Below are 17,458 nucleotides of genomic sequence, written 5' to 3'. Positions count from 1 at the left end.
TCATTTAAAATCATAAGGTTAGTGAGTTAAAGTTTATAAGCAGCTCATTTTGTTAGCATTTTCAGCAGTTCTTTTAATAGAGTTAAAACTCCAAAAAAAATTATATGGAGGCTCATATGTGAGTCATCGAATCATTCCCTGAGGCTATCACTATGTTTGGAATATTAGAGTTATAACTCCAATCATGCCGATTTACACGCCGTTGTTGAACAGCCACTACGGCCTTGAAATCGCCTCCGGCATGCACCTTTCCAGCATCTGTCGGTTATATCGGGTGGCATAGTCAATCCGCAGCTCAAACTCCGACTCCTTGCCCATCTCAATGACATCACCGAACCCTTTCAGATAACGGACTCCGCACCGGGTTATCGCTTCTGCTTGCAATGACTCCACAACCCCCGGGGCCATACCACCGCGCCCGCCGCGCACGATGAGCCGATAATCCTGAGCAGCAAGACTCTCATCTATTGCCTCGGTCAGTGATGCGGCCACAACAGGCGCTGCGCAGATATATAGAAACAGCAAACTGACGACTAACCGTAATACCTGCGCCATCCGGCTGCCCCTCCCATCAGGAGGATCACGATAAGATTCACTGCACCACCACCACCGCCGCCACCCGCATTGTTCTCGGTAATGACAGTTGCACTTTCCGTAGTGGCAGACGCATTACCTCTTATCCCATTGATGGAGAAAAAAATATTATTGCTGCATGCCAGCTTCAGCCTGGCCGTGCTGGTCAACGGTGCAGGCAACACCACACTGGCCGAACCATTATTGGCAAGCCCGCTTGCCAGCGTAGTCCAGGTAGAGCCGCCATTCTGTGTCAGTGCCAAATCCACGCTGGGACAATTGATAGGAGGCTGATCGGTCCCAGCAACATTCCATGTCACTAGCTGAGTGCTACCCGCCACCATGGCGCCGATCTGCGGAGCTGTGATGGCAAATGCCGCGCCGGTATTGATCACCTGAACCACCATTTCATCACTGCTCACCGCCCCCTGACCATCACGTACGGTAAGGCTGAACTGGAGATTGCGATTGGTCGCAGGCCACGCCTCTCCTTTGGCCAAGACACCCGATATCAGAGAGCTCATGGCGGGTAATGTTCTACGGGGATCCGATGTTGGTGAAACAAAGCGAAACAGCGGGCGGGTTCCATCATCCACCATGGTTGCCACGCTGTAGGATGCATTGCCAAGATCAACCTGCTCCCAGGTGTAACTGAGGGGATGACCATCCAGATCCAGCGCACTACCGACAAGAGTGAAAGGCGTATTGGCGGGGATCACCCTATCGCCCCCCGCATCCACAACCGGCGCGTTATTGGCAAGCGCTAGGTCGGTGCCGCAGGAGGGCAGAGAGGCCATCAGAGCCCGCATCTGCTCGATCGACTTGCTGTGAAAGAAAGGTGTGCTGTTAACCTGCAGATTCTCCTCACCACAGATCCCGGCATAGGCCATGATGGTCGAGCCACTGCCCGGTTCCCAAGCTGAGCTAGCCTTGCGACCCGTGGCACAACTATCGGCCATGCCATTGAAGGAGTGCTCGGCCCCCAGCTGGTGCCCCAATTCGTGAGCCACATAATCAATAAAGAATGCATCGCCGATAGGCTGTGACCCTCCGGTCATGCCCCGTGAACGGCTAAACGGGTTACAGAGGGATCTCAGGGTCGCCACTCCGCCGCCTGATGTCGCCAGCAGATGGCCCAAATCAAAGGATGGATTCAACAGCAAATCCTGTTGGACCTGATTGATGGCAATATCCTGGGTCGAGTTGGTGAAAGGATCCGTCGCCGGATCAGTGAAAATCACCTTGTCTGTATCGGCTGCAAGCTGAAACTCGGCCCCCACATCACGGCGATAGACTTCATTGACCCGATTAAGCAGTGTTGCAATGGCCGAGAGTGCTGCAACCTTGGTACCACCGTGATACTGGGTATATTCCCCGGTTGCCGAGATGGCGATGGTGTAGCGCTTGCGCAAATTGCCATCGACCAGCACAGCTCGCTCACGCTCGATACCATGAGGATCAATCACCTGATCCACATCCTGTCGCCGCCAGGCATCTTGCTGTTCATAAACGGCATAAGAGAAACCGTCCTGAAGCGGATCGACATAAAAGGTACGCCCCTGATGGGTAAACATACCGTGAAAACCATGTGTGGTGACATCGAATCGGCCTGTATCCGCCGCCCGATCGATAGCCTTCCCACTGTAAGTATTGATAGAAGGGTAGCGCTGGGCCAAAGACTCCGGGAGCAAGGCATTGGGATGAACATCAAACTGCACCGTAGTGCCATCCGGCAATGGCAAGGTCAATACACTGGCGAGATGCCCGGGTTCAAAAGGCTTGTCAGGAACCACCACTCTGACCTTTTCAGCGCGCACATCATAGACCCCTCCCCTTTCCAAGTTTTCATCCATGAAGGTCCACTGTGGTTCTGCTGCAACCTGAACAGACAAACTGGTGATAATCACCGCAATGCCATGCTTCATAGAGCCTCCTTGCCCTACCTTGGTGACAACAAGTATGGTGCAGCGTCAATTGACGATCTGCGTGACAGACAGAAAAGAAAATTCGCACAAAACTTCTGTCACGCTGAAAAATCGTGCTACACCCGCGCTCCCCATCTCAGGCAATACAGACTGGTCCCATTCAACAACGGAAAAAGTGAAGGCGCCATTGGCGCCTTCACGGATAGATAGGGGGCTGAATATCCCCCCATTTGGGTTGGTTCGTTGGCGTATTACTGCTTATCCGCGCCCGATGCTATTGGGCAATGAATCACCATACGCTGGTTATACTCGCTGGCGTAAGCGCTCAACCTGGCATGTATCTCTTGCTGACCGGGCCTTATCACATCGCCCAATCCATCCAGATAACGCTTGCCACAGCGCGCCTTGGCCTCTGCCTGCTGCTCGGCTGCAATACCGGGGGCGAACTCTCCCCGCCCGGCTATCACTATCAGGCGGTAATCCTGTCTGGCGAGGTTTGCGCTCAGCTCCTGTTCCAGCGTACTGGCATCGGCCTGACAACCGCCGAGCATGACAAGCAGCAACAGAGGGACTCCCTTCATGTACGCCTCCGTTGCCAGCCGAGCAGTGCCAGAGCCAGCGTCCACAATCCGAGCGCCCCGCCACCACCGCCGCCACCTGAAGTGGAGCCACCTTGCACCAGAGGCAATTTGAGGGGACTGATGGCAAAGAAGATATTGTCGCTGCATGCCACTTTCAGCCTGACGCTGCTGGTGAGATCGGCAGGCAACGTTACCGTTGCTGCGCCGTTATTGGGTTGTCCGGCTGCGAGCATTGTCCAGCTTGCGCCCTCATCCTGGGTCACCGAGATGTCCACCTTGCTGCAACTAATCGGCGCCACAGTTGTGCCCGCCACATCCCATGCTATGGCCTGACTGGCCCCCGGAGTGAGAGTCACCCCGTAAAACGGGTTGGTGATGCGAAATGCCGCACCGGTATTGATCACTTGCACTTTCATGTCATCACTGGCAACTCCACCCTGACCATCACGCACCGTTAGTCTGAAATTGAGATCCCGGTTGGTAGTCGGCCAGGCCTCTCCTTTGGCAAGCGTGCCGGAGAGCAGGGATGGCAAACTCGGCAGGATCCGCTCCGGCGATGCCGTGGGAGAGACAAAACGAAACAGCGGCCGGGAGCCATCGTCAATCATGGTGGCGGCACTACTCGATTCAGTACCCAGATCGATCTGCTCCCAGTTGTAGAGCAGAGAATCATTATCCAGATCTCCACCAGCCCCTTTTAACATAAAGGCCGTATTGGCAGGGATCACATAGTCCCCCCCTGCAGCTGCCTGCGGGGCATTATTGCTCAACGCGAGTGTGGTTCCGCAAGTCGATACGGTCGCCATGTGCGCACGCATCTGCTCGATGGACTTGCTATGAAAATAGGGGTCGCTGTGAGTCTGGATATTCTCATCACCACAAATACCGGCATAGGCCATGATGGAGCTGCCACTACCAGGCTCATAGGCTTGACTCGCAACCCGGGTACCAGCACCGCAACTCCCGGTAGTGCCGTTGAAGGTATGATCGGCACCAAACTGGTGGCCAATTTCATGAGCCACATAGTCAACGAAGAAAGCGTCTCCCACCGGTGTGGGTGAACCCGACATCCCGCCAGACTTCTGATTGGTGCAGAGCACTGCCAAACCGGCCAGACCACCGCTACCGGTATTGAGTACATGGCCGATATCAAAATTACCGAGCTGCATATTGGTAAAGTAATAAGCCTGTACCCCGATATTGGTCTGCGCATCCGAATTATCATTGGCAAACAAGTCGCTGGCCGGATCGGTAAAGATCAGGTTGTCATTGCCACTGGCCAGCACGAATTCGGCGCCCACATCCCGTTGATAGACCTGATTGACGCGGTTGAGCAAGGTCGCAATCGCCGCCATGGTAAGCGCTTTGGAGCCACCGTGGTATTGTGTAAATTCTCCTGTCGCCGAAATGGCAATGACGTAGCGCTTGCGAACATTGCCATCCACTTGCACCTTGCGCACCAGTTTGCTGAGCTTGGGCCCTATCACCTCATCTGCCGTCTCTTCCAATCGACTATGGGCATCCTGCTGGTAATAGACGGCGTAGCCTTCGGCATTGCGCAGCGGATCGACAAACACCATCTTGCCCTGATGGCTGAACATGGCGTGGAAACCTTGCGGCCCCAGATCGAAGCGCCCTGTCTCTATCGGATGCGCCGGGTTGTGCCCCTTGAAGGTACGGATCTGCGGATACTTGGCGGCAAGGTCTGCGGGCAGCACGTCGTAAGCTTCCAGAGCAAAGGTGACCTCCCCCCCATCGGGCAGCGGCAGGGTCAGCTCACTCGCCCCGGCTTGCAGTCCGGCAAAATAGTCGAGCGGCACTTTGGCGACCCGGAACTGATGGGCCCGCACCTCATAGTCCTCATCTGCTGTTGCTCTGGCGGCAACCGTGCCCCATTCGCTGGCCATCAGGCTGGTTGAGCCCAGCATGCTGGCCATCAGCAAGGCCACCGTAGAGTATTTCGTCACATGCATTGTTTTTAGTCCTTGTATTAATGCAATCGCCTGAATTGCGGCCTGTACTTTATTTTTATTCGGCCACATCAATACAAAGCTGAAGCAACCCTTTCCACCATTCCCGAGTGGGAGTGTTGCGCCAACCCCGTCTAACCCCTATCATTGCGCGGATTTGTCAATTTTAGAACGGCTCCTCTTCACAAAGGTGCGGTTCATCTTTATCTGGCCAAGGTTAATCTCATGCTCAAATCCCCACTGTTGCCCCGTTTCGGGGATCTGGTCGTTGCCATTGTTGACGATGTGCTCGGTCAGGGTCTTACCCTCGACCGCGCCTATGCCCGTCACTTCTCCGGCATCGAACTCAAACCGCAAGAACAGGCAAGGATTGCCCTGGTCACCGGCGACCTGCTGCGCCGTCTCAGCCTCTATTGTTTCCTCACCGGTATTCAGGTGCGTCAGGCCGAAAAGAATGTCTGGCCACTGCTGCACAGCTGGCACGCTTTCCACAAAATTGCCCAGCCCAACAACCCGACCCTGGATCGCTTCAATGAAGAGGCATTCCGCCGCCGTCTGACCGAGGCGAAGAAGAATCCTGTGCTGATGGATGGTTGCCCGAGCTGGCTGGAGAAACTGGGTAGCGAGCAGCTGGGTGAAGCCTGGCCTGCCGAGCGTGCCGCCCTAGCCTGGATGCCCAAGCGCTACCTTCGGGTCAACACCCTCAAGTGCACCCGTGATGAGCTGCAAGCCATTCTGGCCAAAGAGCATGTCACCACCATTCCGGTTGAAGGTGTGGAGACTGCCCTGCAGGTCACCTCCGACGCCGCCCTGTTCCGTACCAAGGCCTTTGCCGATGGTTGCTTCGAGCAGCAGGACGCTGGCTCCCAGCTGGTTGCTGCTGCGCTGGAAGTTGCCCCAGGCATGCGCGTCATCGACGCCTGCGCCGGTGCCGGTGGCAAGACCCTGCATATCGCCGCCATGATGCAGGGCAAAGGCCGCCTGCTGGCGATGGATGTGGAAGAGTGGAAGCTGGAGAACCTCAAGCAACGCGCCCGTCGCGCCGGTGCCCACAACGTGGAGACCCGGGTCATCACCAGCAGCAAGACCGTCAAGCGCCTCAAAGAGAGCGCCGACCGTGTACTGCTGGACGTGCCCTGCTCAGGTCTTGGCGTACTCAAGCGCAATCCGGATGCCAAGTGGCGTGATACCGCCGAGCGTCTGCCGGTGCTGGTCGCGCTGCAAGAAGAGATCCTGCAGCGTTACAGCCAGATGGTGAAAGTCGGCGGCCTGCTGGTCTATGCAACCTGCTCCATCCTGCCCGAGGAGAACCGCCAGCAGGTGGACAAGTTCCTCGCCGCCAACGAAAACTTCCGTCTGCGTGACGATCACACCGTGAGCCCGTCCGAGACAGGCTTCGACGGCTTCTACATGGCTCGTATCGAACGGATCGCCTGATCTGCCCGATGACCATATAGACAAAAGCGGCTGCCATTGGCAGCCGCTCTGTTTTGGCTTGCTGACACACTCCCGATGGGGTTACAGCGCAGCAATCGCCTCTATCTCGATCTTCACATCCTTCGGCAAGCGGGCCACTTCCACGCAAGAGCGCGCCGGATACATGGCATCGTGCTCGGTGAAGAAGTCGTTGTAGACCTGATTCACCGCAGCAAAGTCGTTCAGATCCGAGACAAACACCGTAGTCTTGAAGATGTTGCGCACCTCGCCACCTGCAGCCTCGACAATCGCCTGTACGTTTTGCAAGGAACGCAGGGTCTGCGCTTCGATACCCTCCGCAATATCGCCGCTCACCGGGTCCAGCGGGATCTGACCGGAGGTGTATAGGATGTTGCCAATCCGGGTGGCCTGCACATAGGGGCCGATGGCGCTCGGCGCCGCCTTGGTAGTGATAACCTGTCGCATCTGTTACTTCCTCGTGCTGACAAACAAAAAGTAGGCCCGGAGCAAGCCTGCTCACCCCGGGCATGAGAGTTACATCATGTTGGTGAAGGTTCTGGAGATGACGTCCTGCTGCTGCTCGCGGGTCAGGGCGTTGAAGCGCACCGCATAACCGGAGACCCGGATGGTCAGGCTGGGGTACTTGTCCGGATTGTCGATGGCATCCAGCAGCATCTCGCGGTTCATCACGTTGACGTTGAGGTGCTGACCCCCTTCCACATCCCGCTCATGATGGAAGTAGCCATCCATCAGCCCCACCAGATTGCTCTCGCGATTGGCTGGCTCCTTGCCGAGCGCCCCCGGCACGATGGAGAAGGTGTAGGAGATCCCGTCCTTGGCGTATTTGAACGGCAGCTTGGCTACCGAGGCGAGCGAAGCAACCGCCCCCTTGCGATCCCGACCGTGCATCGGGTTGGCTCCCGGTGCAAACGGGGCACCGGCGCGGCGGCCATCTGGGGTGTTGCCCGTCTTCTGGCCATACACCACGTTGGAGGTGATGGTCAGGATCGACTGGGTCGGTACCGCATTGCGGTAGGTCGGCAGCGCCTGGATCTTCTTCATGAAGCGCTCGACCAGATCGCAGGCGATGGAGTCGGCCCGCTCGTCGTTGTTGCCGTACTGGGGATACTCCCCCTCAATCACGAAATCGACCGCCAGCCCATCCGCATCGCGCACCGGCTTGACCCTGGCGTACTTGATGGCCGCCAGCGAATCGACCGCCACCGACAGACCGGCGATACCGCAGGCCATGGTGCGATAGACGTCGCGATCGTGCAGCGCCATCAGCGAGGCCTCATAGCTGTACTTGTCGTGCATGTAGTGAATAAGGTTCAACGCGCTGATGTACTGCACCGCCAGCCAATCCATAAAGCTGTCGAGGCTGGCCATGACGGTCTCGTAATCCAGCACCTCGTCCATGATGGGCGCCACTTTCGGGCCAACCTGAATCTTCAGCTTCTCGTCCACCCCGCCGTTGATGCAGTAGAGCAGGGTCTTGGCCAGATTGGCACGGGCCCCAAAGAACTGCATCTGCTTGCCGATCACCATAGGGCTCACGCAGCAGGCGATGGCGTAGTCATCGCTCTCGAAATCGTTACGCATCAGGTCATCGTTCTCATACTGCAGGGATGACGTATCGATGGAGACACGGGCGGCATAGGTCTTGAAGGCCCGCGGCAATCCTTCCGCCCAGAGGATGGTGAGGTTGGGCTCGGGCGCCGGCCCCATGGTCTTGAGGGTGTGGAGGTAACGGAAGGAGTTCTTGGTCACCAGAGTACGACCATCCAGCCCCATACCGCCGATCACCTCGGTCGCCCAGATGGGATCGCCGGAGAAGAGGGAGTCAAACTCGGGGGTACGCAGGAAACGTACCATGCGGATCTTCATGATGAAGTGATCGACCAGCTCCTGGGCATCCTGCTCGCTGATAAGCCCCGCCTTAAGATCCCGCTCGATATAGATGTCGAGGAAGGTGGCAGTACGACCGAGGGACATGGCCCCGCCATTTTGCGACTTCACCGCCGCCAGATAGGCAAAGTAGAGCCACTGGACTGCCTGCTGGGCAGTGCGTGCCGGCCCGGAGATGTCAAAGCCGTAGTTGGCCGCCATCTGCTTGATCTGCACCAGTGCCCGCTTGTGCTCGGCCAGCTCCTCGCGCTGGCGGATCACCTGCTCCAGCTGCTCTCCCCGTTCAAGTGCCGGTTGCAGATCGGCAAACTGCAGCTCCCGCTCACGGATTATATAATCTATGCCATAGAGCGCGACCCGACGATAATCTCCGATAATGCGACCACGGCCGTAACCATCCGGCAAACCGGTCAAAATTCCCGATTTTCGGCAGCGCAACATCTCGGGAGAGTAGACGTCGAACACGCCCTGGTTATGGGTTTTGCGTAATTCGCTGAAGGTATATTCAAATTCGGGATCCATCTCCCGGCCATATGCTTCAAAAGAGCTGCGGATCATATTTACGCCGCCAAATGGATGCAGTGCTCTTTTAAGGGGCTTGTCGGTTTGCAGGCCAACAATCTTTTCCAGCCCCTGCTCGATATACCCTGGCCCGTGGGCAGTAATGGTCGTGGCAATATTGGTATCAAAATCGACCGGTGCGTGGGTGGCGTTCTCGATACGGATACCCTCCATCACCTTGTTCCACAAAGTGGTGGTCGCTTCGGTCGCATCTGCTAAAAACTGTTCGTCACCTTCATAGGGGGTGTAGTTCTGCTGGATAAAATCACGGACGTTGATCTCGTGCTTCCAGTTTTCACCGGCAAACCCTTGCCATGCCTGACGGAATTTATCCTGATCCAATTGCATATCAACTTTCATCAAATAAACCTCATTCACTACTCATGACACTACAGTGGAAGATGTCAGACGCACTCGGCCTGACGAACCTGCTGCCCCAGACGAATGGCATCCAGCGCGATCATTTTCTCTTCATTGGTGGGAATAACCGCCGCCAGCACCATGGACTCTGCCGCCGAAATTACCCGGCAGCCCTCGCTATTGGGACGCTGGTTAAACGGCTCGCTGATCGCTACGCCAAATACCTGAAGTCGTTCGCATACCAGCTTTCTGATAAAGGCCGAGTTCTCGCCGATCCCGCCGGTGAAAATAACGGCATCCAGCCGGCGCAATGAGGTGGCATGGCCGCCGATATGGCGGGCAATACGGTGGACAAAGGCGTGAATGGCCAATTTCGCCCCGGGATGTCCTTCGTGATAGGCAGCTTCCAATACCCGCATATCGGAGGAGAGCCCCGAAATACCCAGCAGACCGGACTGCTTGTTCAATACCCGCTCGATATCCTCGATGGATTGCCCCGTCTTGCTAGCGATATAGGCCAGCGCGCCAAAATCGATATCGCCGCTTCGGCTGCCCATGATCAACCCCTCCAGCGGCGTCATCCCCATCGAGGTATCGACGCTCTTGCCATCCTGTACCGCGCAAATAGAGGCGCCATTGCCCAGATGGGCGATAACCAGACCGGCATGCTGCTCATCCAGCCCCATAAATACGCAGGCCTGCTCGGCCACATAGCGATGGGAGGTGCCATGGAAGCCATAGCGGCGCACGCCGTAATCCTGCAAATATTGGTAAGGCAGCCCATAGATATAAGCTTCCGGCTTGAGGGTCTGGTGAAAACCGGTATCAAATACCGCAATTTGGGGTTGTGTGGGAAATAGCTGACGAGCCGCCATCACACCGCTCAGATTGGCGTGATTGTGCAGGGGGGCTAAGGGTGACACCTGCTTTATTTTGGCCAATATATGTTCATCAATGATCACGGCTTCGCTAAATTCACTACCACCATGAGCAATTCGATGACCCACCAGTGCAATGGCATCCAGCAGATCCCTTTTTTTCAATTCCGCCGCGATGGCAGCCAATGCACAGGTGTGGTTATTTTCAGCTAATGACATTGCGGGCTCTTTACCCACTTGCAATTGTGGATGGGCTGTCTCAATACCATCCGCCATACCGGATATCACTACCTCGCAGGATTGACTCTCCAGTACCGAGAATTTGACCGATGAGGAGCCGCAATTGATAACCAGAACCAACGAATCAAACTTCATTACATCGCCTCGATATTTATGATGTCGAGTCACTGCAGTCAGAGCATCTTTGCCAATGTGTTTGGTGGCCAAATAATGGATAGCCTTGCCCAGGGCCCACACAATTGGGCCAACGAAGAACCGGTTATTGCTCATGTCTGACTGCACCATCCAGACCCCGCCAGGGGGGCCTGAATGGTTGATGACTTGCAGAAAAGGTTTTCAGAACATCTTGGAAACTATATTCAGGATGGTCAGCACACCGATGATGGTGACAAACAGGTTGCTGGCCTGACCTTTATATTTTGCCAGTGCCGGTGTCTTGCTCACCGCATACATCGGCAGCAGACAGAGCAGGGAAGCGATGATTGGCGCCCCCATTGCCTCAATCAGGTCGAGGATGTTGGGGTTCACATAAGCGACCAGCCAGGTGGAGCCCATGATGAACAACATACTGACCATATTGAGTTTTTTACTGGAAACCTTGCTTTTGTCGCCCTGATAGCCAAAGCGGAGGATAAGACCATTCAACCCTTCCAGCGTCCCCAGATAGTGGCCGAAGAAGGATTTGAAGATGGCAACCAGCGCAATGATGGAAGCGGCATACTCCAAAGTGGTGGCAAATGCAGACTTGCTGCCCGTCATTGAGGAGAAGTGGTTGGCCAGATAGGAGAGCACCGGAATATTCTGGGCTTTGGCTTCCGCCATATTTTGCGGTGACAGGGTAAAGAGACAGCTGAAGGCAAAGAACATCACCACGGCCACCATCAGCATACTGGCACCGGAGATAATCTTCGAGCAGCGCTTCTCGGTAAAATCACGCCCGAACTCCTGCTCATACTCTTCCCGTTTGGAGACAATGAAAGAGGAGACAATCGGCGAGAAGTTGAAGGAGAAGACCATGATGGAGATCCCCAGCCAGACGGTGACCAGAATACCATCGTGACCAAACATCGATATCTCGCTCAGATTGACCTGATCAAAGACGGCACTGTTCCAGTACGGGACGAGGGAGAGAGAGATAACGACCAGACTGGCAATAAAGGGAAAGACCAGATAGCTCATCACCTTGACCATCAGATCTTTACCGAAGTAGATCACGAATGCCATCAACATCAACAATGCCAGTGCAACCACACCTCGATTAAGCGGAACCAACTGTAGTTGATGCTCCCAAAATGCCATAAAGGTATTGGTGATCGTCACACCATATATCCACAGCAGTGGGCAGATGGCAAAGAAATAGAGGAAGGTAATTACCACTCCACCCATCTTGCCAAAATGTTCTTCAACGGTCTCGGTAATATTTGCCGATGGATTACTGCCAGAAAGACATAATCTGGCCAACGCCCTGTGGCAATAAAATGCAATGGGGTAAGCCAGCACCAGCATGATTAATATTGGGATCAGACCACCATATCCGGCCCGGATTGGAAAGAACAAGACCCCCGCCCCGATAGCAGTACCGAACAGACCTAATCCCCATGTGGTATCCGATTTACGCCATGCACGCGTATTCTCTTTACTGCCGGTGACAACACTGTCTAATATCATGACTGCATTCCTTACAGGCTAAATTGACGAATATTGTTCTGTTCGATAATTTCGGCGATACGGGTCAGATCAATATTGCCCCCCGAAATAATGCTGACGGTCTTTTTACCTTCGACATAATGTTTCAGCTTGCCACTGAGCAGCGCTGCCGAGGCCAGAGCTCCCGCCCCTTCGGTAATCACCTTGTTGCGCTGAATAAGGTCAACCATGCTGTGACGAATATCATCCTCGGTGACCAGTACAATATCATCCACCAATTGTTTGACGATTTCGAAGGTCAGTGAACCGGGTCTTGCCACATCACAGCCATCGGCCAGCGTGCTGCTGGTTCTGTGATTTGTCATGGTACCGGCATAGAAAGAGGCCGCCATACCGTGCACATTCTCGGATTGCACACCAATCACCTTGATGGTCGGATTAATAGATTTGATAGCCATGGCAACACCGGCAATCAAACCACCGCCACCGATCGGCACTATAATGTTATCGACATCATACAAATCTTCGATAATTTCCAGGCCAATGGTGCCCTGGCCGGCAATCACTTTTGTATCGTCGAAGGGGGGGATAAATACGCGACCTTCCATCTCCACGATTTCGCTGACTTTGGCAATGGTGTCATTGAAGTTATTTCCATGGAGGATCACTTTGGCTGAATAGTCACTGGTTGCAGCAATTTTTGATTTGGGAGCACAGCAAGGCATGACCACCTTGGCATCAATTCCCAGCATGGCACTGGAGAGTGATACACCTTGGGCATGATTGCCCGCCGAGCAGGCGACAACACCTTTTTGTCGGTCTTCCAGACTTAATGAACTGAGCTTGTTGAAGGCGCCACGAATTTTAAAAGAGCCTGTACGTTGCATGTTTTCAAGCTTGAGGTAAACCTCGCCATGGCAACGTTCACTGATGTAGTTAGAGGGTAGTTGCGCGGTCTTGTATATATGATTGGTCAGTCTTTTTTTGGCTTCAGTAATATCATGAAGACCAATGGGCAGATTGCTATACATCTTCATCGCAAATCTCTTTTTATTTATTAATTTGTAGGGTTTTATTTCACAGGGCGAAGCGATACTAGGTTCTATCACTTGCAATTAATGTGAGCATAAACACAAAAAAATCTACAAAGAGACTGCGTTTAGGTGAAATTATCAAAAAATGTGATGGCAGCAACACTTGAATCCAAATGGATTAAAAAAAGTAATCAGATATTGGCAAAGAATATAATTAACAACTTCAAAACAAAGCCGTAAAGATTAGATTTTTCAGGGCAATTGCGTTGCTTTTTGCAACCGACAATCAGTTGCTTGCCTGCCAGAACCGGGACAATAAAAAAGGGAGCCTATAAGGCTCCCTCTCGACAACACAGAACCGATTACTCGGCTGCCGCATCATCTTTCTTGTACTTGGCAGCAGTCTCTTTGATCAGAGCCTGCAACTCGCCAGCCTGGAACATCTCGATCATGATGTCACAGCCACCGATCAGCTCACCTTCAACCCACAGTTGGGGGAAGGTTGGCCAGTTGGCGAATTTTGGCAATTCGGCGCGAATATCCGGATTCTGCAGGATATCAACGTAGGCAAACGGCTCGCCGCAGGACATCAGAGCCTGGGAGGCCTGGGCAGAGAAGCCACAGCTGGGTAGCTTGGGGGAGCCCTTCATGTAGATGATGATGGGGTTGTCAGCCAGCTGCTGCTTAATCTTTTCAATAGTTTCCATAGGTGCCTCACTAGAGCGATTTCGGCGGCCATTCTACTGCAATCTTGCCCGAGCACAAACTGACAAAGGGGTGACCCGGCTCGAATTGAGCAAAGAACCCACACAGGATTGATCGCGATCATGGCGCCAATCAAGAGTTGTTAGGCCATCTTTGATACTGCTACAATCCCTTGGCTTTGGGCTACCCAGCCCCATCATTTTAAAAACAACTCTTTTCACATATAGAAAAGAGTACGCAATGTCTTGCAACCGTCGCCTTCGCACGGTCCAGCCAATGGAGAGTAGAAAATGGCATTCGAACTTCCCGCTCTGCCCTATGCAATCAACGCTCTGGAACCGCACATCTCCCAGGAAACTCTGGAATATCACCACGGCAAGCACCACAACACCTACGTGGTCAACCTGAACAATCTGGTGCCGGGTACCGAGTTTGAAGGCAAGTCTCTGGAAGAGATCATCAAGACCTCCAACGGCGGCATCTTCAACAACGCCGCCCAGATCTGGAACCACACCTTCTACTGGCACTGCCTCTCCCCGAATGGCGGTGGCGAGCCGACTGGCGCCCTGGCTGATGCCATCAACAAGGCATTCGGCTCCTTCGCCGAGTTCAAAGATGCCTTCACCAAATCAGCCATCGGCAACTTCGGTTCCAGCTGGACTTGGCTGGTGAAGAAAGCTGACGGCTCTCTGGCTATCGTCAACACCTCCAACGCTGGCTGCCCGCTGACTGAAGCCGGTACCACCCCGCTGCTGACCGTTGACCTGTGGGAGCACGCCTACTACATCGACTTCCGCAACCTGCGTCCGAAGTACATGGAAACCTTCTGGGCTCTGGTTAACTGGGAATTCGTGGCCAAGAATCTGGCTGCCTAATCAGCCTCGCTTGCCAAAACGCCCCGCACTGCGGGGCGTTTTTTTATCTCGAGATGGCTGCGAAAATGAATAAGGCGCCCGCAGGCGCCTTTTACAATATCGAGATGACCCGCTTACTGGTCCAGCTCGTCCATGTATTCATCCAGATTGGCATCGTCGGCCTGCTCTTGCTGAGACGCTTTCAGCTCGGTCTGCTTGCCCGTCACCTTGCCCTGGTTATATTGCAGGTAGAAGTCCTTGGTCAGCGCATAGGGGTCGAGGGAGTTGTCGATGATCCGCTCCTGATCGATAAGCTTGGCACGTGTGCCCAAGCCATCCAGGGCCCAGTGTGCAACCTTCATCGGGAAGGTTAACAGGGCATAGGGGAAGTAGAAGCTGTCAATCGCATCACCAACCAGCTCCCGGGTGGTAGTCGGGCCGTAGACAGGCACCATGATGTAGGCACCATTACCGATATCGGCCCTGCCCAGCACTGTGTCCATCTCCAGCTTGTTACGCTCAAGGCCGGCATGTTTGGCCACATCGAAGATACCCAGCAGACCGACCGTGGTGTTGAGGGTAAAGCGCCCCAGGTTGGTGCCCGCCCCCTTCAAATCACCGGTGATCAGATGGTTCACCATGCTGCTTGGCTCATCAAAGTTGGCAACAAAGTTGGCAATACCATCCTTCACCCCTACCGGAATGTAGCGGGCATAGGCATGTACCACAGGACGTGCCACATAGGGTTCCAGCACATCATAGTTGACCGCCCACATGGCCCGGTTGGCCCCCTGGAAGGGATCGCGCGGATCGGCCGCCGTACTGGTTGCGCCCGGATTATTCATGCCGGGATTGAGATCCAGACTCTCTGGGCCAGGCTTGGGTGGACCACCGGCACAGCCAGCCAGCAAGAGGGCTGCCAGTATGGCCCCTGAACGAAGATACATATGATTGTCCTGACGTTTTATTTTGATTTATCAGAAGTATAGATAACCCGGCACCTATCCAGGAGCCGGGTTATCCAAAGGCATATTAGAGGGCGTGATCGATGCGGATGTCAATCGGAGCAGCAGGGATCTCGGCCGTCTTGACCGGCACGGATACTCCTTCGAAGGCTCCTTCCTTGTTCATCACATTGCCACCGCGCGAGAGACGTGCCTTGAACTGCAGCTCCGGATAGGCCGCCAGTTTGCTGCCTTCCATCATGGCATCGCCATCCCCTAGTGACAGGGTTACAGGCAAGGTTGGCCCTGCGATACGCTTCACGGCGATGGGCATAGGCGGCCCGTTGGGCACCACGGCAAAGACGAAGAGATGGGCATCTTCCGGCATCTGAATGCCCGCCGCCAACGTGACGTGGATGGGGAATTCCCCCTCCTTCACCGCCAGCGGTTGTCCCTCAACTGCGCCCGCTTTGGCTGCGCCTGAATTCGTCACCTCGATGCCGCGCTGCTTGAGCTGCGCGCGGGCATACTCCATGGAGCGCTCGACCATCACGTAACGGGGGGTACCTTTCTCCATCAGTGGCAACATCGCCTGCCAGCGAGCCAGCGCGGTCTGGAAGTCCTCTTTTTGCAGCGCCATAAAGGCATAGACGGAACGCGCTTCGATATTTTCCGGATCCTGCGCGATAGCAGCCTGCAACAGGGCATCCGCTTGCGCCTCATCCCCCGTCATCATCAGCGCCTGCGCGTAGGGCACCGCCACCAGCGATTTCTGGGGGGCAAGCGTGTAGGCCCGCTCCAGCGCCTCGCTGGCCATCTCGGGATCATTGCCATCCAGCGCCAAACGTCCCAGCAGCAGCCAGCCGCGGTAGTCGTTCGGTTCATCCTTGAGGCGGGTACGCAGTGCCAGCGTGAAATCCAGCAGATCCTGCTCGGTCACCTGGGCATCGCGTTCCACCAGAATGCGGTTGCTCAGCTCACCAAGACGGCTGCTGGCATCTTGCCAGCGACTCACCTCTTGCCAGGAGCCCAACTTGTAATAGAGCCCCAGACTCACCACCAACAGCACCAGCACACCCGGGATCCAGATCAGACTCTTGCCACTGCGGGCGGTCTGCTCCACATCAGGGATATCATCCAAGAGGCTTCGTTGAAGCTCGACCAGCGAGTCGGACTCCTCAGCCAGGACACCCTGCTCGCGCTCTTCGCCAATCTCCAGCAGCCGCTGGCGATAGAGCTGTTTGTTGAGCGCCGAGCGACTGATGCTCTGTTTGCCTTCACCACGCCACAACGGCACGACGAGCGCCAGACTCACCAGCACCAGCAAGCCCGCAATAACTATCCAAAAAGCGGTCATTGTTTCTCTTCCTCTTTGAGCAGCTCGGCCAGTCGGCGCTGCTCCTCCTCGCTCAAGGCGTTATCCAGTTGTTTTTTCACCGCTGGGGGCCGGCGGCTGCGCATCACGACCACGGCGCCACCGATCAGGAGCACCAGCAGCGGGCCGAGCCAGAGGATCAGGGTGGAGGCCATCAGGGGCGGGTTATAGAGGATAAAGTTGCCGTAGCGGGCCACCATGTAATCCACGATCTCCTCTTTATCCTTACCCTCGCGCACCATCTGGTAGGTCTTGTCGCGCAAGTCCTTGGCCAGCCCAGCATTGGAGTCAGCGATATCCTGGTTCTGACACTTGGGGCAACGCAGCTCCTTGGTCAGTTCGCGAAAGACCTGCTCCTGATTGTCGTTGTCGAAGGTGTAGACATCGATAGCGGCCATGGCGGGTGCTTGCACTACCCATCCCAGCAACAGCAGCAGGGAAGCAATAAATACTCTCATCAGGACTC

15 protein-coding genes are annotated in these 17,458 nt (G+C 55.0%); 2 read left to right on the top strand and 13 right to left on the bottom strand.

Annotated elements, in window-relative coordinates:
• Positions 1-216: 216 nt before the first annotated feature.
• The 4 genes from LRL22_RS07580 to LRL22_RS07565 all read right to left on the bottom strand — a co-directional run bounded on the left by LRL22_RS07580 (position 217) and on the right by LRL22_RS07565 (position 5,052).
• On the bottom strand, positions 217-555 hold the full coding sequence (locus LRL22_RS07580; protein ID WP_201950022.1) for a hypothetical protein: 339 nt from the start codon (positions 553-555) through the stop codon (positions 217-219).
• Positions 534-2,498 (bottom strand): reprolysin-like metallopeptidase, encoded by a 1,965-nt coding sequence (locus tag LRL22_RS07575; protein WP_270905084.1) that lies wholly within the window; start codon positions 2,496-2,498, stop codon positions 534-536. Before LRL22_RS07575 ends, LRL22_RS07580 begins: the two co-directional genes overlap by 22 nt.
• A 251-nt stretch (positions 2,499-2,749) precedes the next feature.
• On the bottom strand, positions 2,750-3,079 hold the full coding sequence (locus LRL22_RS07570) for a hypothetical protein (protein WP_236767204.1): 330 nt from the start codon (positions 3,077-3,079) through the stop codon (positions 2,750-2,752).
• Positions 3,076-5,052 (bottom strand): reprolysin-like metallopeptidase, encoded by a 1,977-nt coding sequence (locus LRL22_RS07565; RefSeq protein ID WP_270905083.1) that lies wholly within the window; start codon positions 5,050-5,052, stop codon positions 3,076-3,078. The genes LRL22_RS07570 and LRL22_RS07565 overlap by 4 nt, the downstream gene beginning before the upstream one ends.
• Before the next feature lie 222 nt (positions 5,053-5,274).
• Here LRL22_RS07565 and LRL22_RS07560 point away from each other — a divergent pair, with 222 nt between their 5' ends.
• A complete protein-coding gene (locus LRL22_RS07560) occupies positions 5,275-6,486 on the top strand; it encodes an RsmB/NOP family class I SAM-dependent RNA methyltransferase (protein ID WP_005334651.1) in 1,212 nt (403 codons plus the stop codon).
• 81 nt (positions 6,487-6,567) lie between these two features.
• Here the strand turns inward: LRL22_RS07560 and LRL22_RS07555 are convergent, their stop codons facing one another.
• From LRL22_RS07555 to LRL22_RS07530, 6 genes are all read right to left on the bottom strand, one after another.
• Entirely contained in the window at positions 6,568-6,951 is a 384-nt protein-coding gene (locus LRL22_RS07555) for a RidA family protein (protein WP_270905082.1), read from the bottom strand.
• Between the two features lie 69 nt (positions 6,952-7,020).
• Positions 7,021-9,315 carry a formate C-acetyltransferase gene (pflB, locus tag LRL22_RS07550; RefSeq protein ID WP_270905081.1) on the bottom strand — a complete coding sequence of 765 codons (2,295 nt, stop codon included), beginning with the start codon at positions 9,313-9,315 and terminating at the stop codon, positions 7,021-7,023.
• A 44-nt stretch (positions 9,316-9,359) separates the two neighbouring features.
• Positions 9,360-10,568: a propionate kinase gene (gene tdcD / locus LRL22_RS07545; protein ID WP_270905157.1), complete on the bottom strand. Its 1,209-nt coding sequence runs from the start codon at positions 10,566-10,568 to the stop codon at positions 9,360-9,362.
• Positions 10,569-10,769: 201 nt separating this feature from the next.
• Positions 10,770-12,101 (bottom strand): threonine/serine transporter TdcC, encoded by a 1,332-nt coding sequence (gene tdcC / locus LRL22_RS07540; RefSeq protein ID WP_270905080.1) that lies wholly within the window; start codon positions 12,099-12,101, stop codon positions 10,770-10,772.
• Between the two features lie 11 nt (positions 12,102-12,112).
• On the bottom strand, positions 12,113-13,117 hold the full coding sequence (gene tdcB / locus LRL22_RS07535) for a bifunctional threonine ammonia-lyase/L-serine ammonia-lyase TdcB (RefSeq protein WP_270818017.1): 1,005 nt from the start codon (positions 13,115-13,117) through the stop codon (positions 12,113-12,115).
• Between the two features lie 359 nt (positions 13,118-13,476).
• Positions 13,477-13,821 carry a Grx4 family monothiol glutaredoxin gene (locus LRL22_RS07530; protein WP_005353650.1) on the bottom strand — a complete coding sequence of 115 codons (345 nt, stop codon included), beginning with the start codon at positions 13,819-13,821 and terminating at the stop codon, positions 13,477-13,479.
• Between the two features lie 288 nt (positions 13,822-14,109).
• Between LRL22_RS07530 and sodB the strand changes: the two genes are divergently transcribed.
• Positions 14,110-14,694 carry a superoxide dismutase [Fe] gene (sodB, locus tag LRL22_RS07525; RefSeq protein ID WP_005334664.1) on the top strand — a complete coding sequence of 195 codons (585 nt, stop codon included), beginning with the start codon at positions 14,110-14,112 and terminating at the stop codon, positions 14,692-14,694.
• 113 nt (positions 14,695-14,807) lie between these two features.
• Here the strand turns inward: sodB and LRL22_RS07520 are convergent, their stop codons facing one another.
• The 3 genes from LRL22_RS07520 to LRL22_RS07510 all read right to left on the bottom strand — a co-directional run bounded on the left by LRL22_RS07520 (position 14,808) and on the right by LRL22_RS07510 (position 17,450).
• On the bottom strand, positions 14,808-15,620 hold the full coding sequence (locus LRL22_RS07520; protein ID WP_005334673.1) for an MlaA family lipoprotein: 813 nt from the start codon (positions 15,618-15,620) through the stop codon (positions 14,808-14,810).
• 85 nt (positions 15,621-15,705) lie between these two features.
• Positions 15,706-16,974: a c-type cytochrome biogenesis protein CcmI gene (ccmI, locus tag LRL22_RS07515; RefSeq protein WP_129503548.1), complete on the bottom strand. Its 1,269-nt coding sequence runs from the start codon at positions 16,972-16,974 to the stop codon at positions 15,706-15,708.
• Positions 16,971-17,450: a cytochrome c-type biogenesis protein gene (locus LRL22_RS07510; protein WP_270905079.1), complete on the bottom strand. Its 480-nt coding sequence runs from the start codon at positions 17,448-17,450 to the stop codon at positions 16,971-16,973. Before LRL22_RS07510 ends, ccmI begins: the two co-directional genes overlap by 4 nt.
• Positions 17,451-17,458: the final 8 nt, after the last annotated feature.

This window comes from Aeromonas sp. PI_26 (genome assembly GCF_027854445.1).
Classification (GTDB): domain Bacteria; phylum Pseudomonadota; class Gammaproteobacteria; order Enterobacterales; family Aeromonadaceae; genus Aeromonas; species Aeromonas veronii.
This window is presented reverse-complemented; position numbering and strand designations above follow the sequence as displayed.